The organism is Pseudomonas sp. zfem004 (genome assembly GCF_032621715.1).
In the GTDB taxonomy this organism is placed as follows: Bacteria; Pseudomonadota; Gammaproteobacteria; order Pseudomonadales; family Pseudomonadaceae; genus Aquipseudomonas; species Aquipseudomonas sichuanensis.
In genome coordinates this window covers 276,671-302,553 of the sequence record NZ_JAVYJF010000004.1, presented here as the reverse complement: position 1 = coordinate 302,553, position 25,883 = coordinate 276,671, and the positions used below count along the sequence as shown (strand labels likewise).

Genomic DNA, 25,883 nt, shown 5'->3' with positions numbered 1-25,883 from the left:
AAGGCTCCACCCATATGGAAATGCAATGGTGGATCTGGCTCGTCTTCGGCGCGGCCCTGATCCTGCTGGAACTGGTGCTCCCCACCTTCTTCATTCTCTGGTTCGGCATCGGCGCCGTGCTGGTATCGCTCATCGCCCTGCTCGCCCCCAGCCTGCAACTGGATATGCAAGGGCTGCTGTGGGTAGTGTTCTCGTCCATCACCACCGTGCTCTGGTTCAAGGTGTTCCGCCGCAAGAAAGCAGACGTACGCTGGACCGCCGACAGCGTGATCGGCGAGGTCGGCCTGCTGACCGCCAGCGTCTCGCAGTTCCAGAAAGGCCGCGTGCGCTTCCAGAAGCCGATCCTCGGCAACGAGGAATGGACCTGCGTCGCCGACAGCGACATCCCCGCCGGCGAGCGCGTGCGCCTGGCCGCCATCGAAGGCAATACCGCCCGGGTCACCCGGGCTTGAATCAGTACTAAAAGGAAGTTCGCAAACATGACCAGCCTCATCGTCGTCGCCACCCTCGCCGCATTCGTCCTGATCACCGTGTTCAAGGGGGTGCGCATCGTGCCCCAGGGCGAGGAATGGATCGTCGAGCGCCTGGGCCGCTACCACAGCACCCTCAAGCCCGGCCTGAACATCGTCATCCCGTACATGGACGTGGTTGCCTACCGCCTGCCGACCAAGGACATCATCCTCGACGTGCAGCAGCAGGAGATCATCACCAAGGACAACGCGGTGATCGTCGCCAACGCCCTGTGCTTCGCCAAGGTCGTGGACCCACAGAAAGCGTCCTACGGTGTGCAGAACTTCTCGTTCGCCGTCACCAGCCTGACCATGACTTCGCTGCGTGCCATCGTCGGCGCCATGGACCTGGACGAAGCGCTGTCCAGCCGCGAGCAGATCAAGGCGCGCCTGCGTGAGGCGATGTCCGAGCAGACCGAAGACTGGGGCGTGACCGTGCGCTCGGTAGAGATCCAGGACATCAAGCCATCGCCGAGCATGCAAACCGCCATGGAGCGCCAGGCCGCCGCCGAGCGTGAGCGTAAAGCCGACGTGACCCGCGCCGAAGGCAACAAGCAGGCCGCCATTCTGGAAGCCGAGGCGCGCTTGCAGGCGGCCAAGCTGGATGCCGAAGCCCAGGTCAACCTGGCCGAAGCGTCGGCACGGGCGATCACCCTGGTGAAGGACGCGGTGGGCAGCGAGACGGTGCCGGCCATGTACCTGCTGGGTGAGCGCTACATCGGCGCGATGGAGAACCTGGCGAGCAGCGACAATTCGAAAGTCGTGGTGCTGCCTGCCGACCTGCAAGAGACCGTGCGCGGTTTGATGGGGCGCGGTAAAGCCTGAGCCCCCCAGCCCTGGGGGTACGACCATTGTGGGTGCGGATTCGTGGGAGCGGGCTTGCCCCGCGATGAGGCCCGCCCAGGCAACCTCGTTTCCAGGCCCGGCCCCATCGCGGGGCAAGCCCGCTCCCACGAAGTTGCGCCCTTGACGCGAGGAGCCCTGCCCCAGGTGCGGCACTTCACCGCACCCCGGCATTTTTACCTATACTCCGCCGTACAATAGCCACCACGATTCCTGACCGGATCTCTCCATGCCCCCACGTCGGCACATCACCTGGATAGCCTGCCTTGCAGTGCTGTTCAACCTGCTGGCCATGCCGCTGTCCTCTGCCGCGCCCAAGGGCCCGGCCGAACAGCTGCTGTGGGGGGCTTTCTGTTCGAGCATGGCGAACAAGGCCAAAGTCGATGTACAGGCCCTGGCCAAGATCGATCTCGGCCCGCAAAGCGATGACAGCGCCAGCATGATGAACTGCTGGTGCTGCTCGGGCGCCGCGCCCTTGCTGGCCTTGCCCGGCTACCCGCCACAACTGCACAACCCGCCGTTGCTGCTGACCGGGCACATCCCGCACCTCGCCGACTACCAGCCCACGCCGCGCCAGTTATGGCCCGCGCTCAATCCCCGTGCCTCTCCGCTGGCCTGATGCTCACTAAGCTGTCCATCAGAACCTGAACAGACCGGAGACTCACCCATGCTCAAGCAAGCCCTCGTCCTGGCCGCCCTGCTGCTGCCTGGCGCCTATGCCAATGCCCATGAATACACAGTAGGCGACCTGCACATCGCCCACCCCTGGTCGCTGGAACTGCCGCCGAACGCGCCCAACGTGGCGGCCTACTTCGTCGTGCACAACAACGGCAAGGCCGATGACCGCCTGCTCTCGGTGAAAAGCCCCATCACCGATGACGCCCAGCTGCACGAACACGTGATGAGCGCCGCCGGTGCCATGAAGATGCAGCATGTGCAAAGCGTCGTGGTGCCGGCCGGCAAGGATGTGCTGTTCGCTCCCAGCGCCTACCACGTGATGATCATGCAGCCCAAGGACCGCAGCCTGCTCACGGACGGCAAGCGCTTCCCGCTGACCCTGCACTTCGAAAAAGCCGGTGACGTCACCGTCGACGTCGCCGTGCAGAAGCAGCCCCCGGCCGACCAGCCCGCGGCGCACGAACACGCACACTGATCAGCTGACAGGCGCTCGCCATGAGCCAGCCGCGCAACAGCTCGACCCGCAGCACCCGCCCTGATCGCAGGCGCGTCGGTGGCGGCTGGCTGAGCCTGTTCGCCATGTGGATGATCTTTATCGGCCCACTGGTTTCCCAGTCGATGCCGATGGAGCACCACGCCGGCATGTCCATGCCGATGGACATGTCGATGACCATGCCCATGGAGCATGGCCACGATCATCACCCGGGCCACGGCAACGATGGCCAACTGCATGTGATGTGGGAAAAGTGCGGCTACTGCAGCCTGCTGTTCAACTGCCCCGCCCTGCCCCAGACACTCAGCCCGCTTACGGCGGGCAGCGTGCTCCCCCCCGTCCACCTCCCCGTCGCCACGCGCCAGGGCCATGCCCGGCAGGCTGTATTCCCCGGCGCGCGCAGCCGCGCGCCGCCCCGTTCGATCGTCGTTTGAACACAACACGATAAACGCCCGAAGCCAGGAGGCTTCGCGCTGACTCACGACTGATCGACTGGAATCACTATGTCCGGCTGTACCCCTGTTTTTGCCCTTTCCCTGCGCGGGACCATCGCCCTGCTGTGCGGCTCACTGCTCGCACCGCTGGCCGTGGCCGCCGAAACCGGCCACGAAGGCCACACCCACGACACTGCCGAGCTGAGCCCGACGGTGATCACCGCCATCGCCCCCAGCTCGCCGCTGACCGTGGTCACCAACCCCAAGGACCCACGCCAGCCGGTGCCGGCCAGCGACGGCGCCGACTACCTCAAGACCATCCCCGGGTTCTCGGTGATCCGCGCCGGCGGTACCAACGGCGACCCGGTACTGCGGGGCATGTTCGGCTCGCGCCTGAACATCCTCACCAACGGCGGCATGATGCTCGGCGCCTGCCCCGGCCGCATGGATGCGCCGACGTCGTACATCTCGCCGGAAACCTACGACCGCCTCACCGTGATCAAGGGCCCGCAAAGCGTGATCTGGGGCCCCGGCGGTTCCGCCGGGACCATCCTCTTCGAGCGTGAACCGGAAAAGTTCGGCGAGCTTGGCAGCCGGGTCAACGGCAGCGTGCTGGTCGGCTCCAACGGCCGCTTCGACAAGGTGCTCGACGCTGCCGCCGGCAACCAGCTCGGCTATGTGCGCTTCGTCGGCAACCAGTCGCACTCGGACGACTTCGAGGACGGCAACGGCGACACCGTGCCCTCGCGCTGGGACAAGTGGAACGGTGATGCCACCGTCGGCTGGACCCCGGACGCCGACACCCTGCTGGAACTGACCGCCGGCAAGGGCGACGGCGAGGCCCGCTCCGCCGGGCGTGGCATGGACGGCTCGCAGTTCAAGCGCGAAAGCCTGGGCCTGCGCTTTGAAAAGTCCAACCTCGGCGAGGTGCTCGACAAGGTCGAGGCGCAGGTCTACTACAACTACGCCGACCACGTGATGGACAACTACAGCCTGCGCACCCCGTCAGGCACCGGCATGATGGGCATGCCCATGGTCAGCAACGTCGACCGCCGCACTATGGGCGCACGGATCAAGGCCACCTGGCGCTGGGCCGACGTGCAGCTGATCAGCGGCATCGACGCACAGACCAACGAGCACCGCCAGCGCGGCGGCATGGGCATCGACGCGCACAAGGGCCAACCCTGGACCAAGGACGCCGACTTCCACAACTACGGCGCCTTCGGCGAACTGACCTGGTACGCCACAGGCGAGGACCGCCTGATCACCGGCGCCCGCCTGGACCGCGCCTCGGCCCGCGACTTCCGCAAAGGCAGCGCCACCGAAGGCGACACCCGCGCCGACACGCTGCCCAGCGGCTTCGTGCGCTACGAGCACGACCTGGCGGCGATCCCGGCCACCACCTACATCGGCCTCGGCCATGCCCAGCGCTTCCCCGACTATTGGGAGCTGTTCTCGCCCAAGCTGGCCCCGGCCGGCTCGGCGAACGCCTTCGACGGCATCAAGCCGGAGAAGACCACCCAGCTCGACTTCGGCATCCAGTATCAGGGCGAACGCCTGGAGGCCTGGGCCTCGGGCTACGTCGGCCAGGTGCGCGACTACATCCTGTTCGACTACCGCCGCAACATGATGGGTGGCTACACCTCCCAGGCACAGAACATCGACGCCCGCATCATGGGCGGCGAACTGGGCGCGGCCTACAAGCTCACTGAAAACTGGAAGGCCGACGCCACCCTGGCCTATGCCTGGGGCAAGAACAGCAGCGACGGCAAGGCGCTGCCGCAGATGCCACCGCTGGAAAGCCGCCTGGGCCTGACCTACAGCCGTGACGCCTGGAGCGTCGGCACGCTGTGGCGGCTGGTGGACGAGCAGAACCGCATCGCCCAGAACCAGGGCAACGTGGTGGGCAAGGACTATGGCAAGAGCGCCGGCTTCGGCGTGTTCTCGCTTAACGGCGCCTACAAGATCAACAACAACCTCAAGCTCAGCGCGGGCGTCGACAACCTGTTCGACAAAGCCTACGCCGAGCACCTGAACCTGGCAGGGAACGCCGGGTTCGGCTATCCGGCGAACTCGACGGAGCCAGTGAACGAGCCAGGCAGGACCTTCTGGACCAAGGTCGACTTCAGCTTCTGACAACAACAAACGGGCGCGGGGCCTGACCGCGCCCAACTCAGGTCTACGGGAGGCTCCCATGAGCAAACCAAACGTATCGTTCTACAACCTGGCCTGGCGCTGGCATTTCTATGCCGGGCTGTTCGTCGCGCCATTCATGATCCTGCTGGCGATCACCGGGATCATCTACCTGTTCAAGCCACAGCTCGACCCGCTGATGTACCGCGACTTGATGGTGGTCGAGGCCGGCCACCAGCGCCAGGACGCCGACACCCTGCTGGCCAACGTGCGCCAGGCTTATCCACAGGGGCACGTGGGCCAGTACCTGCCACCGCTGGACGCCGAGCGCAGCGCGCAGTTCGTGGTGCACGACGGCGGGCGCGAGCTCAATGTGTTCGTCGACCCGTACAGCGGCAAGGTGCTGGGCGATCAGGACGGCAAGCAGAACCTGCAAGCCATCGCCCGCGCCCTGCATGGCGAGCTGATGGTCGGCACGGTCGGTGACCGACTGGTGGAACTGGCGGCCGGCTGGGGCATCGTGCTGGTGGTGTCCGGCCTGTATTTGTGGTGGCCACGCGGGCGCAACAGCGCCGGAGTGCTGTGGCCACGCTTGAGCGCGCGCGGCCGGGTGCTGTGGCGCGACCTGCATGCCGTTACCGGCTTCTGGGGTTCGGCCCTGTTGCTGCTGATGCTGATCAGCGGCATGACCTGGACCGGGATGTGGGGCAAGCAGTACGCCGACCTGTGGAACCGCTTCCCGGCGGCCATGTGGAACGACGTGCCGAAGTCGGACAAGCAGGCCGGTGAGCTGAACAACGCCCACCGCCAGACCGTGCCCTGGGCGCTGGAAAACACCCCGATGCCGGTGTCCGGCGCGCATGCCGAGCACGCCGGCCATCACATGGCCGACCAGGAGCCCGCCGCGCCGCAGGTCAGCCTGCAGCAGGTCGAGAACGTCGCCACCCTGCGCCAGGTTGCGCCGGGCTACAGCATCACCTTGCCAACCACTGCCGACGGTGTGTTCACCATCGCCGTGTTCGCTGACGACCCGCGCAACGACGCCACCCTGCATGTCGATCAGTACACCGGCAAGGTGCTGGCCGATGTGCGCTGGCAGGACTACAGCCCGGTAGCCCGCGCCACCGAGCTTGGGGTGATGCTGCATGAAGGCAAGATGTTCGGGCCGTTGAACCAGATCATCATCCTGCTGGTGTGCCTGATGATCCTGCTGGGGTCGGTGAGCGGGTTGATGATGTGGTGGAAGCGCAAGCCCGCCACTGGCCTTGGCGTGCCGCCGCTGCGCCATGACCTGCCGCGCTGGAAGACTGCCGTGGGGGTGATGCTGGTGCTGGGCGTGGCGTTCCCGCTGGTGGGGGTGTCGATGGTGGTGATGTGGGTGGTGGATAGCCTGGTGGTGAGGCGCCGGGTCATGGTTAGGGCCTGATATCGCAATCGCGGGGCAAGCCCGCTCCCACGCCGAGCACGATCCACGGCGTGGGAGCGGGCTTGCCCCGCGATGAGGCCGGCACCAACAACCATTGATTCCCGTCATGTCGAGTAGCGCGCTGCACCGCCAACATCGTGTCGATCTGTCGCGCCCGCATCTGGAACGGGCGTGTTAGCCTACCCGGCTACCTCTGACAAGAAGACTGACCCTCAATGGAATGCAGCCTATGACCCGGACCTCCTCCACCCCCGCTGAAGACCAGCACCTGCAACGCAACCTGACCAACCGCCACATCCAGCTCATCGCCATCGGCGGCGCCATCGGCACCGGCCTGTTCATGGGCTCAGGCAAGACCATCAGCCTGGCCGGCCCGTCGATCATCTTCGTCTACATGATCATCGGCTTCATGCTGTTCTTCGTCATGCGCGCCATGGGCGAGCTGCTGCTGTCGAACCTCAACTACAAATCGTTCATCGACTTCTCCGCCGACCTGCTCGGCCCCTGGGCCGGCTACTTCACCGGTTGGACCTACTGGTTCTGCTGGGTGGTCACCGGCATCGCCGATGTGGTGGCGATCGCCGCCTATACCCAGTTCTGGTTCCCCGACCTGCCGCAGTGGATCCCCGCGCTCAGCTGCGTGGCGCTGTTGCTGTCGCTGAACCTGGTGACGGTGAAGCTGTTCGGCGAAATGGAGTTCTGGTTCGCCCTGATCAAGATCGTCGCCATCCTCGGCCTGGTGGTCACCGGCCTGTACATGGTCATCACCGGCTTCCAGTCGCCGGGCGGCGACACCGCGAGCCTGGCCAACCTGTGGAACGACGGCGGCATGTTCCCCCACGGCCTGATGGGCTTCTTCGCCGGCTTCCAGATTGCCGTGTTCGCCTTCGTCGGCATCGAGCTGGTGGGCACCACTGCCGCTGAAGCCAAGAACCCCGAGCGCACCCTGCCCCGGGCGATCAACTCGATCCCGATCCGCATCATCGTGTTCTACGTGTTGGCACTGGTGGCGATCATGGCGGTCACGCCATGGCGCGACGTGGTACCGGGCAAGAGCCCGTTCGTCGAGCTGTTCATGCTGGCCGGCCTGCCGGCGGCGGCGAGCATCATCAACTTCGTGGTGCTCACATCGGCGGCCTCGTCGGCCAACAGCGGGGTGTTCTCCACCAGCCGCATGCTGTTCGGCCTGGCCCAGGAAGGCGATGCGCCCAAGGCCTTCGAGAAACTGTCGCGCCGCGCGGTGCCGGCCAACGGCCTGTACTTCTCCTGCGCCTGCCTGCTGCTGGGCGCGGTGCTGATCTACCTGGTGCCCGACGTGGTCGAGGCGTTCACTCTGGTGACCACGGTGTCGGCGGTGCTGTTCATGTTCGTCTGGACGCTGATCCTGCTGTCGTACCTGAGCTACCGGAAAAACCGTGCGGCGCTGCACGAAGCATCGAGCTACAAGATGCCCGGCGGGCGCTTCATGTGCTACGTGTGCCTGGCGTTCTTCGCCGGCATCCTGGTGCTGCTGAGCCTGCGTGACGACACCCGCCAGGCGCTGGTGGTGACGCCGATCTGGTTCGTGCTGTTGGCGGTGACTTATCAGTTTGTGCGTAGCAAGCGTCAGCCGCGTAATGCGGTGCGTGAAGCGTCTAACAACTGATCCTGAACCCATCGCGGGGCAAGCCCGCTCCCACGCCGACCTCACAGGCAGGCGTGGGAGCGGGCTTGACCCGCGATGGGGCCCGCTAGCCTTGCTCCAACCCTTCAAGCACCGCCCCAGCCAGCGCCAACCCCTTCTCCAGCGAATTCTCCGTAGCCGTCAGCAAACTGCGCAACGGCTCCCCCGCCTTCTCCAGCGCGGTGGCATTGGTCTCATACGCCGCCTTCAACGCCGCCACGACACACACCAGCGCATCCTCGCTATCCACCCCGGCATGCACCGAAAGCATCGGGTCGTGGGCGTGATTGCAGGTGCCGAACTGTGAGCAGGCGGTAACGGGGCGGGGTTTGCAAATGGCGGGATTGACCCGCGATTCCGGGTTCATGGGTGCACCTCTCGGTCTCGGGTATCGATGAGAGGTGCGCCAGCGACAGGCGCGATTGGTGGATCTGGAACGATCTTCTTGAGCATGGTGCTACTCCTTGCAGCCTTCTGAAGTGTTTCTCCGTGCCCACACGCCAATGTGGGTGGACGGAGCCGTGCGGGTTGGCGTTGCCGGTCAGAAGTTCCGGTGAGCCCGAAGGCTCCCACACACAGCTCCGCCCATAACGGGTGCAACCATGCAGGACACGCTATCGCAAGAGCGATGTGTCCGATTCTGACAACGGGACGCCAATCCCGAACCGCAGAAACTACTGCGGTGCGGCACGGTACTCAAGTATCAATGGTGTGTCAAAATGTTCGACCGCGCTGCATCCCCCGCCGCACCTGGCCTGCAGCTTCCAAGCCAGCGCCGACCTGGCATTTTTGTCAGTTGCCCAGCCCTCCAGACCCGCCATCAAATGATTCCTGGCCGACGCGTCTTTCCAATGACGCTTTCTCGTCTGGGAGCACATCCGTATGAGCGAACAATCCGCCAACGCCCACACCTACGCCAAACTGTTCCCGGAACAACTGGCCGATCCTTGTGACCCCGATGCGCCCGAGTCGAACACTGGGCCCATCGCCTACCTGCATGCGCTGTACCAGCAAGCCCTGGAACTGGAGCAGGCCAGCACCTCCAGCGCCCGCCAGTTATTGGCGCAACGCCGCCCTGACATAGCCGAACTGCCGCTCGACCCCGCGCAGTTGGAGCAACCGGTCAGCGCATTGGCCCTGGCCATCCACACCCTCGCGCGCAATGCCCAGGCACGCGCAGGCGCCACGGCTTATCTGCCCGAGGTGCTGGCGAGCGCCGGTCAGCATGCCAACCTGCCGTTCCACTATGCCCACGAGCAGATCAAGGCACTGCTCAAGTACAGGAAAATCCCGTACTTCGAACTGCTGCAGCAAGCCACTTACAGCTACCCCGGTTTCTGCTACCAGAACCTGCGAACCGATGAGCTGCGCCAGACCATGCGCAACGCCAGCGGTTTTAGTCCGGCGCTGCAGGCACTGCTGTTGGAAGAAAAAGCACTGCGCAGCACCGGCGACCAGTGGCGCAAATGGTATGGCATGGAAAATCTCGACGCCAAAACTGCGAAAGCCGCACTCATGGACGTCGAAACCTTCTGCCAGCGGACCGGCCTGAGCTTCGAGCAGGTGCTGGAGATGCTTGCAGTGTCTGGGGTCGATGACAATGCGCAAGCCGCCAACACCCTCGTGCACAATGCCCGCGCCTACCGACCCGCACGCGATCCGGCCATCAGCAAATTCCACAACGGTGCGGCTTACATCAATGCGCGAAGAACGACGCGCCTGACGATCAAGGATGCAATGGCCGAGGCCGGCATCAAAGCGCAGTTCGACATGATCGATTACGACTGTTTGTCGCGCATGTACCAGATGATTCACCTGCAAAGGGAACTCGGGCTGCCCTTCGCCGATGTAGACCTGTTGCTGATGTCGATTCTGCGTGCCGAAGGAATGGCCAGCAACTGGCACCTGACACCCACTACCCTGCGTGCCCTAGGCGTGTTCCGCTACCAGCAGGACGCCTATGGAATCAGCGCAGAACAGTTCAGCGCCTTGGTATGCGAGGTCTGCCCGTATGCCGTAGGTGATCGCCTCCCCATGCTGGACCGAGTGCTCGATGGACTCGGTGCAGGCCGACCCGACACACTCGACACGCTGATACTCGACGGCCGAGCATTCGACCCGGACGATGGCGCGGACGGACAGCTCAAAGTGCTACCCGCTTTGGCCAAGGCAGTGGGCGCGGACGAACAGACAACCCTGGCTTATCTGGCACAAGCCAGGCAGGCCCTGGGGCTGAATACGTTCACTGTGTCACTGCCGCTGCTGTCCTCTTTATTTCGCCTCAGCCGCCTGCATCGCCTGTTCAAGCGCTCCCCCCGGGAGGCCGCTGCCTTGGCTGCATTGCTGGCAACCACAGGCTGCGACGTGATGGCCCAACTGGCCGGCACGCCCGTAATCGACGACTCCGCAGCCACGGATGTACTGGATACGCTGATCGCTTTGAGCAACCTCGATCAGTGGTTGCGTAAGCAGCAGATCGTTCCGAGTGTGTTACTGGAAGCGCTGGCCCCTGTCCCTACCACGCAAGTGGCACTGGAGCGCAAGTTGCTGGACACCCTCAAAGAGCGGTATTCCGCCATCGAGGAAGCGCTTCTGCACTGGACCACGGAAACCCAGCAGCAAGAACTGGCAGCTCAACTATTGATCAGTGTCTTTGGCGCTCAGCCTGGGGGGACTGGGCTTACCACCCAGCATGCCGCGCCGCTTCTGCGTTGGTCAGGCACATCGGCGAAGGCCGTTCTGGAGGCCGCCCGGACCCTCACCGACACCAACAGCCAGCCTGAAGAAAAGCATACGGCGACCCAACTTTGGTTCAAGCTCGAGCGCCGCTGCGCGTTGAGCACATTGCTGCGGCTGAGCCCTGGTGCCCTCCAGGCACTCGTTGACCATCCGGAATGGTTCGATCTTGAGGCGCCGCCACTCGAAAACATGAGCCTGGATCTGTGCTATCAGCTCAGTCGCTTCTGCGAATGGATTGAGCTGTGCAGGAAGACGGGGGCAGATGAACGTGATGCCATCGATTACCTGGCAAGGCACCGCGCCAATACCACCGAGGCGAAAGTGGCCGGGGCGGCCAAGGCACTGGCCGCTTTGATTGACTGGAGCGAAGACGAAGTCAAAGACGCCTGCCCTTGTGTACAAGCCTTAGCGTCAGTCGAGGATACCAGGCCAACGTTCGATGACTTTCTGGAAACACTGTCCGAGCAAGAACGCAGCAAATATAACCAGGTAGGCATCAAGCTCTCATTCAGGGATTTCGTCGTCCGCAAAGCCGGCGCCTACGCTTATACCCAGCACTTTCAAAGCATGCTGGACAAATTTGTCGACTTTCTAAAAAAACACCCAGGGCCTGTGTTACTCACCCAGGCGCAACACCAGGAAGCCTACGATCCGACACTATGGGAAGAAGAGTGGAAGAAATACCGAGACACGAACAGGTATGCCTATTTCCCACTTACCCTTGAGGCGCTGACTGAACGCCCTCATACGGTCAAACGTGAGGTGGGCATCCCTTGCGTGCCCTGCACGATCAGCGATATCGACTTCATCCTGCGCCTGAAAACACTCTGCACCCGAACCGGCTTGGCATGTTCGTCATTACTGGGCCTTGCCGAGCTGGACGAAACGGCACCCTACCTTGAATACGAAAGCATCAGCCAACTGCTACTGGCGGGTGCCGATGACGGGCTGCGTGAATGCGTCGACAAGCATACACGCGAACACTGGCGCGATGCCCTTGCCGGTTACCTCATCGCATACTGGCCCACTGGCACAGCGACCACCGAGGCCTCCTTCTTCACCTCCCTGGACGACCTGTCGACCTATTGCCTGTGCGATATCAGCGTCAGCAGCGCGGTCAGCACAACACTGCTCAACCAGGCCATCGGCAGCCTGCAACTTTACCTTTCACGGCTGTATGCACGCCTGGAGCCGGGGTATGGCCAAACCTCGCCATCAGGGGACAGCCAGGTGCAGTGGCAAAGCAAGCTTGGGCTGTACGGTACATGGAAGCGCGACAGGGAACAGCGTAACCACCCCGCCAACCTCATCTACTACGCCAACCGGCCCAACAAGAGCGTGGCATTTCAAGAACTCGAGGTCGAACTCAACCAGGGCAAGATGGATACCACATTGTTGCAAACGGCCATTTTCAACTACCTGGCCAAGTTCGAGCGGGTCAGCAACCTGCAAGTGATCAGTGGCTATCTGGATAGCCACGATCCCAAGAACGGTACCTATCACCTGCTCGCCAAGACCAATACCACGCCTTACGAGTACTACTGGCGAACCCTCGACATGGCCCTGCGCGACGATCAGGAACGGCTGAGCCCCCTGGCGTGGAGCGAATGGGAGAAAGTCGGGCTAGCGGCGACGGACGAAATTGCAAAAGGTACAGACAACAGCGACGTCATACGCCCGGTGGTCATAGCCGGGCGTCGCTACATCTTCTGGGTGGAACGTAGCAGTACTGACTTGCCTGACGGAGAGAGTGCAAACAAAACCTTGGCCAAAAAGCGAAAGTTCTCTGTGCAATATGCGTTTCAGCAATGTAATGGTACATGGAGTACAGGTAATGAGCTGATGCGTCTGGATGGCTTTGACAAGCAAGGGAATTGGAACCCTAAGAGTTATGCGAAAGGGATGGACTTCAAACCCGGCTTAATTGTCGTGGTTAATATTGAAAGGGCTCGTCAAAAAGACCCCTGGTTGGTCGCTTTACTGTACGACAGCGACAACGCAGAAAAAACCGAATCAGTTAAAGGTACTGATTTTTTCATTGAAGTTCGCGACCTGCTGCTTGTAGACAGCAAGCCAGTTGACGACACTTACTCACAATCAATGATCAAGGGCTTACTAGGGCACTACAAAAACAGCCTTATTTTTCAGCACCCGTATGACGGCAACCCTTTGAAAGTGAATTACGCGGGAAGCAACTCCACTTCTTATCAATATACACCCCCCTCGGACCAAGATCTCATTCCAAAATTCAATGTAGAACTAACACCAGACCCTGAGCTTGACAACACACTAATTGCGAAAGTCGCACTCAGCGGATTAGAACGAGTCCCAGAACAAAAATACTTGCTCGGCTTTTCAATACTTCAAGATGAAAAAATAATACATGAATACAACCCCTCCCTCGATAAAAACACTGCCACCCCATATTACTCAGGCCTCACCAGAGAGCAAAAACAAAAACTAACCGATTGCATACACGAATTCAGCTTCAACTACACTCAAAATACCCGCTACACGTTTGAACTTTCAATATCGCACGTTGGTGAGGAAAGCGGTATACGCTTCATCTTTTTTGTTGAGCCATGCGGAGCCGAAGAACTTTGGAATGTTTCACTCGCCAACAACAGTGCTCAGACCCAATATCTGGATCTGACCAAGACAGCGAGCCTCCAGCCTACTCTTATCCCACGAAAAATTCGACTCAATACCCTTTTCGGCAAGAGTCTGGTCGCACGCGCAACCCAAGGTGTAAACCGCGTGCTGGCCTGGGATACCCAGATACTTCAAGAGCCTGATCTGGACAATGCAGCGAACCAGGTGAATATGGACTTCCATGGCGCCAACGCTCTTTACTTCCGCGAATTATTTCTGCACGTGCCGGCGATGATTGCCATGCGCCTGACCGAGCAACAACAATTCGAAGAAGCGGAAGACTGGTACCTACATTACTTGTTCAACCCCTACCGAACCGAGCCCGACGAAGAAGGGCGCCCTGCACCGTGGTGCACTCGCCCCCTGTCGGAGGTGGGCACCTTGAGCTCGACGCTGAGCAAGGATGTAGACCCCATCAGTCGCGTCTTCGTACTTGCCCGTCATTATCAGCAAGCCATCTACCTCGCCTTCCTGGAAAACTGGCTCGCGCAGGGCGACCATTACTACCGCCAGCTCACGCTCAGCGCACTCAACCAAGCCTGGTTGTGCTACCAGCAAGCCCTCAAGCTGCTCGGCCCGTTACCCCAGGGGCACAACGCATCACGCTGGGCAGTCACCACCTTGGGCGCACTCGGTTCGAACGCTTTCCGCAGGCCGCTCAACCGCCGGGTGCTCGACCTGGACAAGACGCTCCAGAGTCGCCTGTTCAACCTGCGCCATGGGCTCACCCTCGATGGCAAGCTATTGCCGCCCCTGGACTGGAGCAGCGAAAGCCTGGAGGCATTCGGCAATTCGCTGGGCGGCGTAAGCAACCTGCCTCTACCATACCGCGACGGCCAATTGGCTGTTCCCCACTATAGGTTCCGCCAGCTGTTACCCATCGCAAAGGCCGCAGCCCAGCAGCTGTCCGACTTCGGTCGGCACTACATGAAGCTTATGGAAGACGAGTTCAACACCAGCCTTTCCGTTCAGCTCAAGGCGCAGGACATCAAGATGGTCGATTTCGCCATCCGTATCCAGAAAGAGGCCATCAGCGGAGTCCAGGCCAAGAAGAAAGCGCTTCTGCTCAGCCGTAACAAAGCTGCTGTGCAGAAGAACTACATCTCCGGGCTGATTGATGTGGGTCGCTCTTCAGAGGAAGAATCAGCAACAGCGCTCACCTGGATGTCACATTCGGCAAGGCTGTCAGGTGCGCTATTCCAACATGCCGCCGCTGCGGTGGGTGTTGCCGTGCCGACTATTTACGGAATGGCGGTGGGCGGCAACAAGGCTGATGCCATGCTGGCAAGGGCTGCCAAAGTAACGGAAATCTATTCAGACACACTCAAGTGCGCTTCTGATGAACTTCTGCAACAGGCCGCCTACAACCGCCGCGCCGCCGAATGGGCATTCGAAAAAAGCCAGGTCGAATGGGACCTCAAGATCCTGGACCAACAGCTCGACGAAACCAACATCGAACTCAATGCCAGCACAATTGCCCTGGCCCAATGTGAACAGGATCGGGTCAATCTGAAGGAAGCCTACGTGTCCATGACCACCGGCTTCACCATCATCCCCGTCTACAACTGGCTGGTGGCCCGCCAGGAGCATCTCTACGGTGCGGCCTACGATGCCGTGCGCTCTTTGTGCCTGGCGGTGGAAGCCGCCTGGCGCTACGAGATTGGCGACTATCGGCGCTCCAGCTTCATCGATACCACGGCCTGGCGCGACAACTACAAGGGCATGCTGGTGGGCGAGTCCCTGCTGGTGAACCTGCAGCAGATGGAAAATGAATACCTGCTGAACAACGAACGTCGGTTGACCATCAAGAAATCGTTCAGCCTGAAGGATCGGTTGGGCGAAACAGCATGGACCACAGTGTTCAAGAAGCCGACCGATCCCGCTGTATCGATCATTCATAGTTTTGCGTTCATGGCGGCCGATTTCGACAGGAGCTACCCGGGCCACTATCTGCGCCAGCTCAAGTACGTATCGGTGACCCTCGTGCTCAAGGCCGATGCAAACCTGGACGAACTCTGCGCAACCCTGACCCAGACGGGCAGTACGACCTTGCTCGAGGCCGACAAGGACGCCGCCAGATCGCTGTATCCAGCCCCGGCCGGCAGATCGGAGGACGAGCAGCAAAGGCTCGAGGAAGCGGGCAAGGACCCCAAGCGCGTGTTGCGCAACCCAAGCGTGAACCAACAGATCGCCCTGTCATCGACGGTTGCCGAGGATGGGTTGGGTTATGACCCCGGCACCTGGGTCTACGAACTGATGTTCCACGACGGCCGTTACCTGCCGTTCGAAGGCACGGGCGCCATTTCAGAATGGACGCTGGAGATTCTCGGCAGCGAGCAACTGCTGGCGGACCCTTCGGTGATCGCCGATATCAGGTTGAACATGGTCTATACCGCCAAGGCGGGCGATATCCATTTCAGCGCATATGCCAGGTCACTGTGCAAGCCGAAAAAATCCGAGTAACGCAGCCCACAGGTACATCGCAGCCCTCCAAGTCCGCGCTGTACCTGTGGGTGCGGGCTTGCCCCCGAAAGGGCCGCACAGCAGCCCCAATGCTGTGCACGTCGAACCTCCAGGCACCATCCTGGCCCCTCCTTACGCCCTGATTCATCGCACAACCGCTCTATTGCGCGTATTCCGCCGCCAGGCACAGCCCTTGCAATCTCCGATCTGACCAACACCCACCCTCACATCGGAGTGACCAAATGAAGCGACGCAGTCTGATCAAGGCCTTCACCCTCAGCGCCTCCATCGCCGCAATGGGCCTGAGCTGGAGCATCCAGGCCGCCGAGACCATCAAGGTCGGCATCCTGCATTCGCTGTCGGGCACCATGGCGATTTCCGAGACCTCGCTCAAGGACATGGCGCTGATGACCATCGACGAGATCAACGCCAAGGGCGGGGTCAACGGCAAGCAGCTCGAAGCGGTGGTGGTGGACCCGGCGTCCAACTGGCCACTGTTCGCCGAAAAGAGCCGCCAGCTGCTGACCCAGGACAAGGTGGCGGTGGTGTTCGGCTGCTGGACCTCGGTGTCGCGCAAATCCGTGCTGCCGGTGTTCGAAGAGCTCAACGGCCTGCTGTTCTACCCGGTGCAGTACGAGGGTGAAGAGATGTCGCCGAACGTGTTCTACACCGGCGCCGCGCCCAACCAGCAGGCGATCCCGGCGGTGGAATACCTGATGAGCGAGGACGGCGGCGGCGCCAAGCGTTTCTTCCTGCTGGGCACCGACTACGTCTACCCGCGCACCACCAACAAGATCCTGCGCGCCTACCTGCACAGCAAGGGCGTGGCCGACAAGGACATCGAAGAGGTGTACACCCCGTTCGGCCACGCCGATTACCAGACCATCGTCGCCAACATCAAGAAGTTCTCCGCCGGCGGCAAGACGGCGGTCATCTCCACGGTCAACGGCGACTCCAACGTGCCGTTCTACAAGGAGCTGGCCAACCAGGGCCTGAAGGCCACCGAGGTGCCGGTGGTGGCGTTCTCGGTGGGTGAGGAAGAGCTGCGCGGCATCGACACCAAGCCGCTGGTGGGGCACCTGGCGGCGTGGAACTACTTCGAGTCGGTGGATAACCCGGTCAACCAGAAATTCGTCGCCGACTGGAAGGCCTACGCCAAGGCCAAGAACCTGCCGGGGGCCGACAAGGCGGTGACCAACGACCCGATGGAGGCCACCTACGTGGGCATCCACATGTGGGCGCAGGCGGCCGAGCAGGCCAAGTCCACGGACGTGGACAAAGTGCGCGAGGCGCTGGCCGGGCAGAGCTTCAAGGCGCCGTCTGGCTTCACCCTGACCATGGACAAGACCAACCACCACCTGCACAAGCCGGTGATGATCGGCGAGATCCAGGATGACGGGCAGTTCAGCGTGGTATGGCAAACCGAGGAGCCGCTGCGGGCGCAGCCTTGGAGCCCGTTCATTCCGGGGAATGACAAGCGGCCGGACTATGCGGTGAAGGGCAACTGACGCCATCGCGGGGCAAGCCCGCTCCCACGCCGCCCCCACGTGAATGAGGGGCAGCGTGGGAGCGGGCTTGCCCCGCGATGAATCCACCGCTGATTTTCCAGGACTGCCCTTATGCTCAGACTCCTGCTCACCCTCCTGTTGCTATTGCCCCTGGCCACCCAAGCCAGCGAGGGCGAATTCTTCCTCAGCGCCAAACCCGCCGAGCAAGCCAGCCTGCTCGAAACCTGGGCCGCACAACCCGATCCAGCACGCCTGCCGCTGCTGGAAAACCTGCGCCAAGGCCGCCTCGCCGAAGGCGACACCCGCAAGCTGCGCCTGAACAACCGTCTGCGCGGGCTGCTCGACAACACCCTGGCCAGCCACCAACTGCTCAGCGATCAGGCCGATACCCGCCTGGCCGCCGCCCAGCAACTGCAAAAGAGCGCACAACCGGCCCAGATGGCCTTCCTCGATCGCCGCTTCGCCGCCGAGCCGGACGCCGCTGTGCACGCCGCCCTGGGCCTGGCCCTGGCCAACCTGCAACTGGGCGCCAGCGAACCCGCCGTGCGCCTGGCCGCCGTGCGCCTGCTGGGCGAAACCGGCGACCCGCTGGCGCGCACCCGCCTCGAAGCGCTGCTGCAACCGAACGCCGAAACCGACGCGGCGGTGCGCACCGCCGCTGAAACCAGCCTGGCCCAGGTGCAACGCAAACTGCTGGTGGGCGAGCTGCTGGGCCAGGCCTTCAGTGGCCTGTCGCTGGGCTCGATCCTGCTGCTGGCAGCCCTGGGCCTGGCGATCACCTTCGGCCTGCTCGGGGTGATCAACATGGCCCATGGCGAGATGCTGATGCTCGGCGCCTACAGCACCTACATGGTCCAGGTGCTGGTGCAGCGCTACGCGCCAGGTGCGATCGAGTTCTACCCGCTGATCGCCCTGCCGGTGGCCTTCGCCGTCAGTGCCGGGGTGGGCATGGCCCTGGAGCGCACGGTGATCCGTCACCTCTACGGCCGCCCGCTGGAAACCCTGCTGGCCACCTGGGGCATCAGCCTGATCCTGATCCAGGCCGTACGCCTGATCTTCGGCGCGCAGAACGTCGAGGTGAGCAACCCGGCGTGGTTGTCCGGCGGCATCCAACTGCTGCCCAACCTGGTGCTGCCCTACAACCGCATCGTCATCATCGTGTTCGCCCTGGCCGTGGTGCTGCTCACCTGGCTGCTGCTCAACCGCACGCGGCTGGGCCTGAACGTGCGCGCCGTGACCCAGAACCGCAACATGGCCGCCTGCTGCGGGGTGTCCACCGGCCGCGTCGACATGCTCGCCTTCGGCCTGGGCTCGGGTATCGCCGGGCTGGGCGGCGTGGCCCTGAGCCAGGTCGGCAACGTTGGGCCCGACCTGGGCCAGAGCTACATCATCGACTCGTTCCTGGTGGTGGTGCTCGGCGGTGTCGGGCAACTGGCCGGCAGCCTCTGGGCCGCCTTTGGCCTGGGCATCGCCAACAAACTGCTGGAGCCGCAGATCGGTGCGGTGCTCGGCAAGATCCTCATCCTTGCGCTGATCATTCTGTTCATCCAGAAGCGCCCGCAAGGCCTGTTCGCCCTCAAGGGACGGGTAATCGACTGATGAACCAGCCTCTGCTTGTCACTGCCGCACAAAAGGCCGGGCCGCGGGTTTCGCTGGCCTTGGGCGCCGCCGTGGTCTTGGTGTTGCTGGCCTTGCCGCTGCTGTCGCTGTTGCCCGACGGGCACGCGCTGCAGGTCTCGGCCTACACCCTCACGCTGGTGGGCAAGATCCTCTGCTACGCCATCGTTGCCCTGGCGCTGGACCTGGTGTGGGGCTACGCCGGGCTGCTGTCCCTGGGCCACGGGCTGTTCTTCGCCCTCGGTGGCTACGCCATGGGCATGTACTTGATGCGCCAGGCAGCCGGCGACGGCCTGCCGGGGTTCATGGCCTTCCTGTCGTGGAACGAGCTGCCCTGGTACTGGGCCGGCACCCAGCACTTCGCCTGGGCGCTGTGCCTGGTGGTGCTGGCGCCGGGGTTGCTGGCGCTGGTATTCGGCTGGTTCGCCTTCCGCTCGCGGATCAAGGGCGTGTACTTCTCGATCATGACCCAGGCCCTGACCTTCGCCGGCATGCTGCTGTTCTTTCGCAACGAGACCGGCTTTGGCGGCAACAACGGCTTCACCAACTTCCGCACCATCGTCGGTTTCGATGTGACCGCTCCGGGCACCCGGGCGGTGCTGTTCCTGCTCACCGTGCTGTTGTTGTTGGCCAGCCTGTACCTGTGCTGGCAGCTCACCCGCAGCAAGTTCGGGCGCCTGCTCACCGCCGTGCGCGATGCCGAGAACCGCCTGATGTTCTGCGGCTACGACCCGCGTGGCTTCAAGCTGCTGGTGTGGGTGCTCAGCGCCGTGCTGTGCGGCCTGGCCGGGGCGCTGTACGTGCCGCAGGTGGGCATCATCAACCCCAGCGAGATGTCGCCGACCAACTCCATCGAGGCGGCCGTGTGGGTGGCCCTGGGTGGGCGCGGCACGCTGATCGGGCCACTGCTCGGCGCCGGGCTGGTCAATGGCATGAAGAGCTGGTTCACCGTGGCGTTCCCCGAGTACTGGCTGTTCTTCCTCGGCGCGCTGTTCATTGTCGTCACCCTGTACCTGCCCAAGGGCGTGGTCGGGCTTGTGAAGAAAAGGAGCCAGCCATGAGAGGCGTACCCCCGGTGCACCCGGAATTCATGTTGGAGCCGGTGTTCGATCAGCTGGGCGCCGGCCGTGACGCCATCGGCCTGGGCCAGGCGCGCAAGGCCGGGCTCGATACCCGCCATGGCACGGTGCTGAGCCTGGAAGACATCAGCGTCAGTTTCGACGGCTTCAAGGCGCTCAACGGGCTGAACCTGTACATCGGCGTGGGCGAGCTGCGCTGCATCATCGGCCCCAACGGCGCGGGCAAGACCACGATGATGGACGTGATCACCGGCAAGACCCGCCCCGACAGCGGCAGCGCCTACTTTGGCGACACCCTCGACTTGACCCGCATGAGCGAATACCAGATCGCCCAGGCCGGGATCGGCCGCAAGTTCCAGAAGCCCACGGTGTTCGAGGCGCTGACGGTGTTCGAGAACCTGGAGTTGGCCTTGAAGGCCGACAAGTCGGTGTGGGCCAGCCTGGCGGCGCGCTTGAGTGGCGAGCAGCGCCAGCGCATCGACCAGGTGCTGACCACCTTGCGCCTGCTGCCATTGGCCCAGCGCCCGGCCGGGCTGTTGTCCCACGGGCAGAAGCAGTTCCTGGAGATCGGCATGCTGCTGGTGCAGGAGCCGCAGTTGTTGCTGCTGGACGAGCCGGTGGCGGGCATGACCGACGCCGAGACCGAGTTCACCGCCGAGCTGTTCCGCTCGCTGGCCGGCACGCATTCGCTGATGGTGGTGGAGCACGACATGGGGTTCGTGGGCAGCATTGCCGACCATGTGACGGTGCTGCACCAGGGCAGTGTGCTGGCCGAAGGGTCGCTGGCGCAGGTGCAGGCGGATGAGCGGGTGGTCGAGGTGTATCTCGGCCGGTGATCGGGTTTTGATTTTTGGCTGCCTGCGCTGGCCTCTTCGCGGGTAAACCCGCTCCCACAGGATTTGCGCTGAACCTGTGGGAGCGGGTTTACCCGCGAAAGGGCCGGCATGGGCAACGCGAATACTTCAGGAACAACACATGCTCAAGATCGACACCCTGCACCAATACTACGGCGGCAGCCACATCCTGCGCGGCCTGTCCTTCGAGGCCAAGGTCGGCGAGGTCACCTGCCTGCTCGGGCGCAACGGCGTGGGCAAGACCACCTTGCTGCGCTGCCTGATGGGCCTGCTGCCGGCCCGCGAGGGCCGCGTGGAATGGGAAGGCAAAGCAATCACCGCACTCAAGCCGCAGCAGCGGGTGCACGCTGGCATCGCCTACGTGCCCCAGGGCCGCGAGATCTTCCCGCGCCTGACGGTGGAGGAGAACCTGCTGATGGGCCTGTCGCGCTTCCCGGCCCGCGAGGCACGGGAGGTACCCGCGTTCATCTACGAACTGTTCCCGGTGCTGGAGCAAATGAAACAGCGCCGTGGCGGCGACCTGTCCGGCGGCCAGCAGCAACAGCTGGCCATCGGCCGTGCCCTGGCCAGCCGCCCGCGCCTGCTGATCCTCGACGAACCGACCGAAGGCATCCAGCCCTCGGTGATCAAGGAAATCGGCGCGGTGATCCGCAAGCTCGCCGACCGGGGCGACATGGCCATCCTTCTGGTAGAGCAGTTCTACGACTTCGCCGAGGAACTGGCCGACCAGTACCTGGTGATGGCCCGCGGCGAGATCGTCCAGCGTGGCCGGGGTGAAAACATGCAGGCCGAAGGTGTACGCGGCCTGGTTACCATTTAATCTGCACAGACTTCCCTTGCGAGATGCCGTCATGAGTTACCCGCTGCGCGATGCCCTGGCCGAAGACCTGCCGGGCATCCTCGACATCTACAACGACGCCGTGCGCAACACCACGGCGATCTGGAACGAAACCCCGGTCGACCTGGCCAACCGCCAGGCCTGGTTCGAGGCCCGCGCGCAGCAGGGCTATCCGATCCTGGTGGCGGTGGATGAAACCGGGGTTCTAGGCTATGCCTCGTTCGGCGACTGGCGGCCCTTCGAAGGCTTCCGGCACACCGTCGAGCACTCGGTGTACATCCGTGGCGACCAGCGTGGCAAAGGCCTGGGGCCGATCCTGATGGCGGCACTGATCGAACGTGCGCGCACCTGCGACAAACATGTGATGGTCGCCGCCATCGAGAGCGGCAACGCCGCGTCGATCCGCCTGCACGAACGCCTGGGCTTCGCCATCACCGGGCAGATGGCCCAGGTGGGCGTGAAGTTCGGCCGTTGGCTGGACCTGACCTTCATGCAGCTGAACCTGGACGAGAACGCCCTTCCCCCCTCAAGGAGCTGAACCCCATGAACGCCGCCCACCTGCAACGCGTCACCCACGAAGGCCTGGCCTATTACCGCGAGGGCCTGGTGGCCCTGCTGCTGGATGCGGTGCGACAGGGGGCTTCGGTGGGCTTTCTCGCGGATATCGACGAGCAGCAGGCCAATGCCTATTTCGATGAGGTGAAGGCGCGCCTGGCCAGTGGCGAGCAACTGTTATGGGTGATCGCCCAGGGCCATGAGGTGCTGGCCAGCGTACAGCTGGGCCTGTGCCTGAAGCCCAATGGGCTGAACCGAGCCGAGGTGCAGAAACTGCTGGTGCACAGCGATGCACGGCGGCGTGGGTTGGGGCAGCAACTGATGAATGCGCTGGAGGCCGATGCCCTGCGGATCAGGCGGGGGATGCTGTATCTGGATACTGAGGCCGGTTCTGGCGCGGAGGCGTTCTATCGGGCGCAAGGGTACAGCAAGGCGGGGGAGATTCCGGACTATGCCTGTGGGCCGGATGGGGTGTATCGGGCCACTGCGTCGTATTTCAAGGTGCTGGTGCCGGCTTCAGAGCGGCGTTAGGGCCATCGCGGGGCAAGCCCGCTCCCACAGCAAATCGACGTCACCTGTGGGAGCGGGTTTACCCGCGAACACCGGCGAAGCCGGTGCCATACACCGCACTGCCTGATTCGCGGGTAAACCCGCTCCCACAGGTCCGCGACGCGACTTCACATCTGGGTAAACCTGCCCAAGCGCTGGCGCAACATGCTGTTTTCGCTGCGCAACTGCTGCACCTCTTCCAGCAGCTCCAGCGCCAGCGCCACCCCTTCCCACTCCAGCTCCAGCTCCTGATGCAGCTTCACCGCGCGCTTCAAGGTCACCGGCGCGCGGTCATCGAACAGCCATTCGTCAGGCGTTCGACCCGACGGTTCAACAATGCCGTGCTCGACGATCTCGATCACCCAGTCGGCCGTGACATCGGCCTCCTGGCAAAGGGTACGCATGTCCAGTTGAACGATCAGGGTGCTGCTCATGATCACTTACTCCATTGAGTCCTCGGATTGAACGCGGCTTTCTCGGAGAGCTGGGTCCACAGCTCGCGCGCGGCGGCGTCGGACTGGGCGGGCATGACCACTTTCAACTGCGCATAGAGGTCGCCGCGCTCGCCCTGCTTGTTCAACAGGCCCATGCCCTTGACCCGCAGGCGCTGGCCGCTCTGGCTGTCGGGGCGGATGGTCAGGTTGATCTTGCCGGTCAGGGTCGGCACCGCCACCTTGGCGCCCAGCGCGGCCTCCCACGGGGCCAGCGGCACGGTGATGATCAGGTCATGGCCTTCGACATCGAACAGCGGGTGCGGTGCCATACGCAGGGTCAGGAACAGGTCGCCGTTGGCGCCACCGCCCACACCCGGCGCGCCCTGGCCCTTGAGGCGGATGCGCTCGCCGTCGGTCACCCCGGCGGGGATCTTCACGTTCAGGGTCTTGGTGGTGAACCCGGTGCGCTGCCCGGCGCCGTTGGTCTGCGGCACCTGGAAGCTGATCTGCTTGGATTCGTTGTTCAGGGTCTCTTCAAGGAAGACCGCCAGTTCCAGTTCCACGTCCTGCCCTCGCCTGCCGGTACTGCGCTGTTGCCGGCCGCCACCACCGAAGGGGTTGCCACCCCGGGCGCCGAAGATCGAACTGAAGAAGTCGGAGAAGTCGCCGCCCTCGAAACCGCCGCCGCCATTGCCGCCGCGGCTCTGCCAGCCAGGCGGGGCCTGGAACGGCCGGCCGTGCTGGCCGCCGTACTTGCGGATTTCGTCGAACTCGGCGCGCTTGTCCTTGTCGCCAAGCACTTCGTAGGCCTCGTTGGCCTCCTTGAATTTGTCCTCGGCGTCACGCTCCTTGCTGACGTCGGGGTGATACTTGCGCGCGAGCTTGCGGTACGCGGCCTTGATCGCCTTCTCGTCCGCGCTCGGTTCGACGCCGAGTATCTTGTAATAGTCTTTGAAGTCCATCTGTGGATCACCAATGTGAAAAGTGCAGGTTGCAACTGAAGATAGGGGCCAAGCATAGCCTTTCAAGGTGCGCTTGGCTTTGCCTCACGGCAGACGACCGGTCTTGATTCTGTAGCCAACTGGCATACACTGCGCGGCCGTTTTGCCTCCGGAAGCTTTCCCCTCATGTCTGACGTATCCCCGGCCCGCGCCCTCGGCATCGATTTTGGCACCTCCAACTCCACGGTCGGCTGGCACCGCCCGGGCGTCGAGTCGCTGATCGCCCTGGAAGACGGCAAGATCACCCTGCCTTCGGTGGTCTTCTTCAACATCGAGGAACGTCGCCCGGTGTACGGCCGCCTGGCCCTGCACGAGTACCTGGAAGGCTACGAAGGCCGCCTGATGCGCTCGCTCAAGAGCCTGCTGGGTTCCAAGCTGATCAAGCACGACACCAGCGTGCTGGGCAGCGCCCTGCCGTTCAAGGACCTGCTGGGCATGTTCATCGGCGAGCTGAAAAAGCGTGGCGAAGCCGCCGCCGGCCGCGAGTTCGACCAGGTGGTGCTGGGCCGCCCGGTGTTCTTCGTCGACGAAGACCCGGCTGCCGACCAGGAGGCCGAGGACACCCTGGCCGAGGTGGCGCGCAAGATCGGTTTCAAGGACGTGTCGTTCCAGTACGAGCCGATCGCCGCGGCGTTCGACTACGAGTCGGGCATCAGCCGGGAAGAGCTGGTGCTGATCGTCGATATCGGCGGTGGTACCTCGGACTTTACCCTGATCCGCCTGTCGCCCGAGCGTCACCTGGTGGACGAGCGCCAGGACGACATCCTCGCCACCGGCGGCGTGCACATCGGCGGTACCGACTTCGACAAGCAGTTGAGCCTGCAGGGCGTGATGCCGCTGTTCGGCTACGGCAGCCGGATGAAGAGCGGCGCGCTGATGCCCACCAGCTACCACCTCAACCTGGCCACCTGGCACACCATCAACGCCCTGTACTCGCAGAAGTCGCAGCTGGCGCTGGGCAACATGCGCTACGACATCGAGGACACCCTGGGCATCGACCGCCTGTTCAAGCTGATCGAAGAGCGCGCCGGGCACTGGCTGGCGATGGAAGTGGAGGCCAGCAAGATCGAGCTGACCGACCGCGACAGCCGTAGCGTCGACTTTGGCCGCATCGAGCCGGGGCTTTCTGCCGAGCTGACCCGCGCGTTGTTCGAGGATGCCATCGATGGCTTGCTGGAGCGTGTGCGTGGCAGCGTGACCGAGCTGCTGGCCAGGGCTGGGGTGAATGAAGGCCAGGTGGACACGGTGTTCTTCACCGGCGGTTCCAGCGGTATCCCGGCACTGCGCAACAGCGTGGCGGCCATGCTGCCCAATGCGCGGCATGTGGAAGGGAATATCTTCGGCAGCATCGGTAGCGGGCTGGCGATCGAGGCGCGCAAGCGGTACGGCACAATCTGATCTTTAGCCTGCACTGG

General features: G+C 63.2%; 20 protein-coding genes. 17 read left to right on the top strand and 3 right to left on the bottom strand.

Translation table 11 applies throughout. The annotated features are described in order from the left end of the window. Nucleotides 1-14 precede the first annotated feature (14 nt). From RTH46_RS06830 to cycA, 8 genes are all read left to right on the top strand, one after another. Entirely contained in the window at nt 15-452 is a 438-nt protein-coding gene (locus RTH46_RS06830) for an NfeD family protein (RefSeq protein ID WP_316905299.1), read from the top strand. A gap of 27 nt (nt 453-479) precedes the next feature. After that, nucleotides 480-1,334, top strand: a complete 855-nt coding sequence (locus tag RTH46_RS06825) for an SPFH domain-containing protein (protein ID WP_153785766.1) — start codon at nt 480-482, stop codon at nt 1,332-1,334. A 247-nt stretch (nt 1,335-1,581) separates the two neighbouring features. Further along, a complete protein-coding gene (locus RTH46_RS06820) occupies nt 1,582-1,971 on the top strand; it encodes a DUF2946 domain-containing protein (protein WP_316905298.1) in 390 nt (129 codons plus the stop codon). A 48-nt stretch (nt 1,972-2,019) separates the two neighbouring features. Then, on the top strand, nt 2,020-2,505 hold the full coding sequence (locus RTH46_RS06815; RefSeq protein WP_316905297.1) for a copper chaperone PCu(A)C: 486 nt from the start codon (nt 2,020-2,022) through the stop codon (nt 2,503-2,505). 20 nt (nt 2,506-2,525) lie between these two features. Beyond that, the gene (locus RTH46_RS06810) at nt 2,526-2,957 is read left to right on the top strand and encodes a DUF2946 domain-containing protein (RefSeq protein ID WP_316905296.1); all 432 of its coding nucleotides are present in this window, start codon (nt 2,526-2,528) and stop codon (nt 2,955-2,957) included. A gap of 69 nt (nt 2,958-3,026) precedes the next feature. Next, entirely contained in the window at nt 3,027-5,093 is a 2,067-nt protein-coding gene (locus RTH46_RS06805; protein ID WP_316905295.1) for a TonB-dependent copper receptor, read from the top strand. Between the two features lie 58 nt (nt 5,094-5,151). After that, nucleotides 5,152-6,516: a PepSY domain-containing protein gene (locus RTH46_RS06800; RefSeq protein WP_316905294.1), complete on the top strand. Its 1,365-nt coding sequence runs from the start codon at nt 5,152-5,154 to the stop codon at nt 6,514-6,516. Between the two features lie 229 nt (nt 6,517-6,745). After that, a complete protein-coding gene (gene cycA / locus RTH46_RS06795; RefSeq protein ID WP_316905293.1) occupies nt 6,746-8,161 on the top strand; it encodes a D-serine/D-alanine/glycine transporter in 1,416 nt (471 codons plus the stop codon). Nucleotides 8,162-8,246: 85 nt separating this feature from the next. Here cycA and RTH46_RS06790 read toward each other — a convergent pair whose 3' ends face one another. Next, on the bottom strand, nt 8,247-8,546 hold the full coding sequence (locus RTH46_RS06790) for a hypothetical protein (protein WP_316905292.1): 300 nt from the start codon (nt 8,544-8,546) through the stop codon (nt 8,247-8,249). A gap of 515 nt (nt 8,547-9,061) precedes the next feature. On the opposite strand from RTH46_RS06790, the gene RTH46_RS06785 reads away from it, so the two are divergent. From RTH46_RS06785 to RTH46_RS06750, 8 genes are all read left to right on the top strand, one after another. Then, nucleotides 9,062-16,033 (top strand): neuraminidase-like domain-containing protein, encoded by a 6,972-nt coding sequence (locus RTH46_RS06785; RefSeq protein ID WP_316905291.1) that lies wholly within the window; start codon nt 9,062-9,064, stop codon nt 16,031-16,033. Nucleotides 16,034-16,275: 242 nt separating this feature from the next. Beyond that, nucleotides 16,276-17,541 carry an urea ABC transporter substrate-binding protein gene (urtA, locus tag RTH46_RS06780; protein WP_316905290.1) on the top strand — a complete coding sequence of 422 codons (1,266 nt, stop codon included), beginning with the start codon at nt 16,276-16,278 and terminating at the stop codon, nt 17,539-17,541. A gap of 111 nt (nt 17,542-17,652) precedes the next feature. Then, nucleotides 17,653-19,140: an urea ABC transporter permease subunit UrtB gene (gene urtB, locus RTH46_RS06775; protein WP_316905289.1), complete on the top strand. Its 1,488-nt coding sequence runs from the start codon at nt 17,653-17,655 to the stop codon at nt 19,138-19,140. Further along, the gene (gene urtC, locus RTH46_RS06770; protein ID WP_153785550.1) at nt 19,140-20,219 is read left to right on the top strand and encodes an urea ABC transporter permease subunit UrtC; all 1,080 of its coding nucleotides are present in this window, start codon (nt 19,140-19,142) and stop codon (nt 20,217-20,219) included. Before urtB ends, urtC begins: the two co-directional genes overlap by 1 nt. Then, nucleotides 20,216-21,073, top strand: a complete 858-nt coding sequence (gene urtD / locus RTH46_RS06765) for an urea ABC transporter ATP-binding protein UrtD (protein ID WP_316905288.1) — start codon at nt 20,216-20,218, stop codon at nt 21,071-21,073. The genes urtC and urtD overlap by 4 nt, the downstream gene beginning before the upstream one ends. A gap of 139 nt (nt 21,074-21,212) precedes the next feature. Further along, nucleotides 21,213-21,911 (top strand): urea ABC transporter ATP-binding subunit UrtE, encoded by a 699-nt coding sequence (gene urtE / locus RTH46_RS06760; protein ID WP_316905287.1) that lies wholly within the window; start codon nt 21,213-21,215, stop codon nt 21,909-21,911. Between the two features lie 31 nt (nt 21,912-21,942). After that, nucleotides 21,943-22,467, top strand: a complete 525-nt coding sequence (locus RTH46_RS06755; protein WP_316905286.1) for an N-acetyltransferase family protein — start codon at nt 21,943-21,945, stop codon at nt 22,465-22,467. 5 nt (nt 22,468-22,472) lie between these two features. Continuing rightward, the gene (locus RTH46_RS06750; RefSeq protein WP_316905285.1) at nt 22,473-23,015 is read left to right on the top strand and encodes a GNAT family N-acetyltransferase; all 543 of its coding nucleotides are present in this window, start codon (nt 22,473-22,475) and stop codon (nt 23,013-23,015) included. Between the two features lie 146 nt (nt 23,016-23,161). Here the strand turns inward: RTH46_RS06750 and RTH46_RS06745 are convergent, their stop codons facing one another. Continuing rightward, nucleotides 23,162-23,467: a chaperone modulator CbpM gene (locus RTH46_RS06745; RefSeq protein WP_110992969.1), complete on the bottom strand. Its 306-nt coding sequence runs from the start codon at nt 23,465-23,467 to the stop codon at nt 23,162-23,164. A 2-nt stretch (nt 23,468-23,469) separates the two neighbouring features. Further along, the gene (gene cbpA, locus RTH46_RS06740; RefSeq protein WP_153785555.1) at nt 23,470-24,429 is read right to left on the bottom strand and encodes a curved DNA-binding protein; all 960 of its coding nucleotides are present in this window, start codon (nt 24,427-24,429) and stop codon (nt 23,470-23,472) included. A gap of 165 nt (nt 24,430-24,594) precedes the next feature. Here cbpA and RTH46_RS06735 point away from each other — a divergent pair, with 165 nt between their 5' ends. Next, a complete protein-coding gene (locus RTH46_RS06735) occupies nt 24,595-25,866 on the top strand; it encodes an Hsp70 family protein (RefSeq protein ID WP_316905284.1) in 1,272 nt (423 codons plus the stop codon). The last annotated feature ends 17 nt before the right edge of the window (nt 25,867-25,883 follow it).

Coding starts and splice junctions, on each gene's coding strand:
- RTH46_RS06830 (WP_316905299.1), top strand. CDS start 15: ATGGAAATGCAATGGTGGATCTGGCTCGTCTTCGGCGCGGCCCTGATC.
- RTH46_RS06825 (WP_153785766.1), top strand. CDS start 480: ATGACCAGCCTCATCGTCGTCGCCACCCTCGCCGCATTCGTCCTGATC.
- RTH46_RS06820 (WP_316905298.1), top strand. CDS start 1,582: ATGCCCCCACGTCGGCACATCACCTGGATAGCCTGCCTTGCAGTGCTG.
- RTH46_RS06815 (WP_316905297.1), top strand. CDS start 2,020: ATGCTCAAGCAAGCCCTCGTCCTGGCCGCCCTGCTGCTGCCTGGCGCC.
- RTH46_RS06810 (WP_316905296.1), top strand. CDS start 2,526: ATGAGCCAGCCGCGCAACAGCTCGACCCGCAGCACCCGCCCTGATCGC.
- RTH46_RS06805 (WP_316905295.1), top strand. CDS start 3,027: ATGTCCGGCTGTACCCCTGTTTTTGCCCTTTCCCTGCGCGGGACCATC.
- RTH46_RS06800 (WP_316905294.1), top strand. CDS start 5,152: ATGAGCAAACCAAACGTATCGTTCTACAACCTGGCCTGGCGCTGGCAT.
- cycA (WP_316905293.1), top strand. CDS start 6,746: ATGACCCGGACCTCCTCCACCCCCGCTGAAGACCAGCACCTGCAACGC.
- RTH46_RS06790 (WP_316905292.1), bottom strand. CDS start 8,546: ATGAACCCGGAATCGCGGGTCAATCCCGCCATTTGCAAACCCCGCCCC.
- RTH46_RS06785 (WP_316905291.1), top strand. CDS start 9,062: ATGAGCGAACAATCCGCCAACGCCCACACCTACGCCAAACTGTTCCCG.
- urtA (WP_316905290.1), top strand. CDS start 16,276: ATGAAGCGACGCAGTCTGATCAAGGCCTTCACCCTCAGCGCCTCCATC.
- urtB (WP_316905289.1), top strand. CDS start 17,653: ATGCTCAGACTCCTGCTCACCCTCCTGTTGCTATTGCCCCTGGCCACC.
- urtC (WP_153785550.1), top strand. CDS start 19,140: ATGAACCAGCCTCTGCTTGTCACTGCCGCACAAAAGGCCGGGCCGCGG.
- urtD (WP_316905288.1), top strand. CDS start 20,216: ATGAGAGGCGTACCCCCGGTGCACCCGGAATTCATGTTGGAGCCGGTG.
- urtE (WP_316905287.1), top strand. CDS start 21,213: ATGCTCAAGATCGACACCCTGCACCAATACTACGGCGGCAGCCACATC.
- RTH46_RS06755 (WP_316905286.1), top strand. CDS start 21,943: ATGAGTTACCCGCTGCGCGATGCCCTGGCCGAAGACCTGCCGGGCATC.
- RTH46_RS06750 (WP_316905285.1), top strand. CDS start 22,473: ATGAACGCCGCCCACCTGCAACGCGTCACCCACGAAGGCCTGGCCTAT.
- RTH46_RS06745 (WP_110992969.1), bottom strand. CDS start 23,467: ATGAGCAGCACCCTGATCGTTCAACTGGACATGCGTACCCTTTGCCAG.
- cbpA (WP_153785555.1), bottom strand. CDS start 24,429: ATGGACTTCAAAGACTATTACAAGATACTCGGCGTCGAACCGAGCGCG.
- RTH46_RS06735 (WP_316905284.1), top strand. CDS start 24,595: ATGTCTGACGTATCCCCGGCCCGCGCCCTCGGCATCGATTTTGGCACC.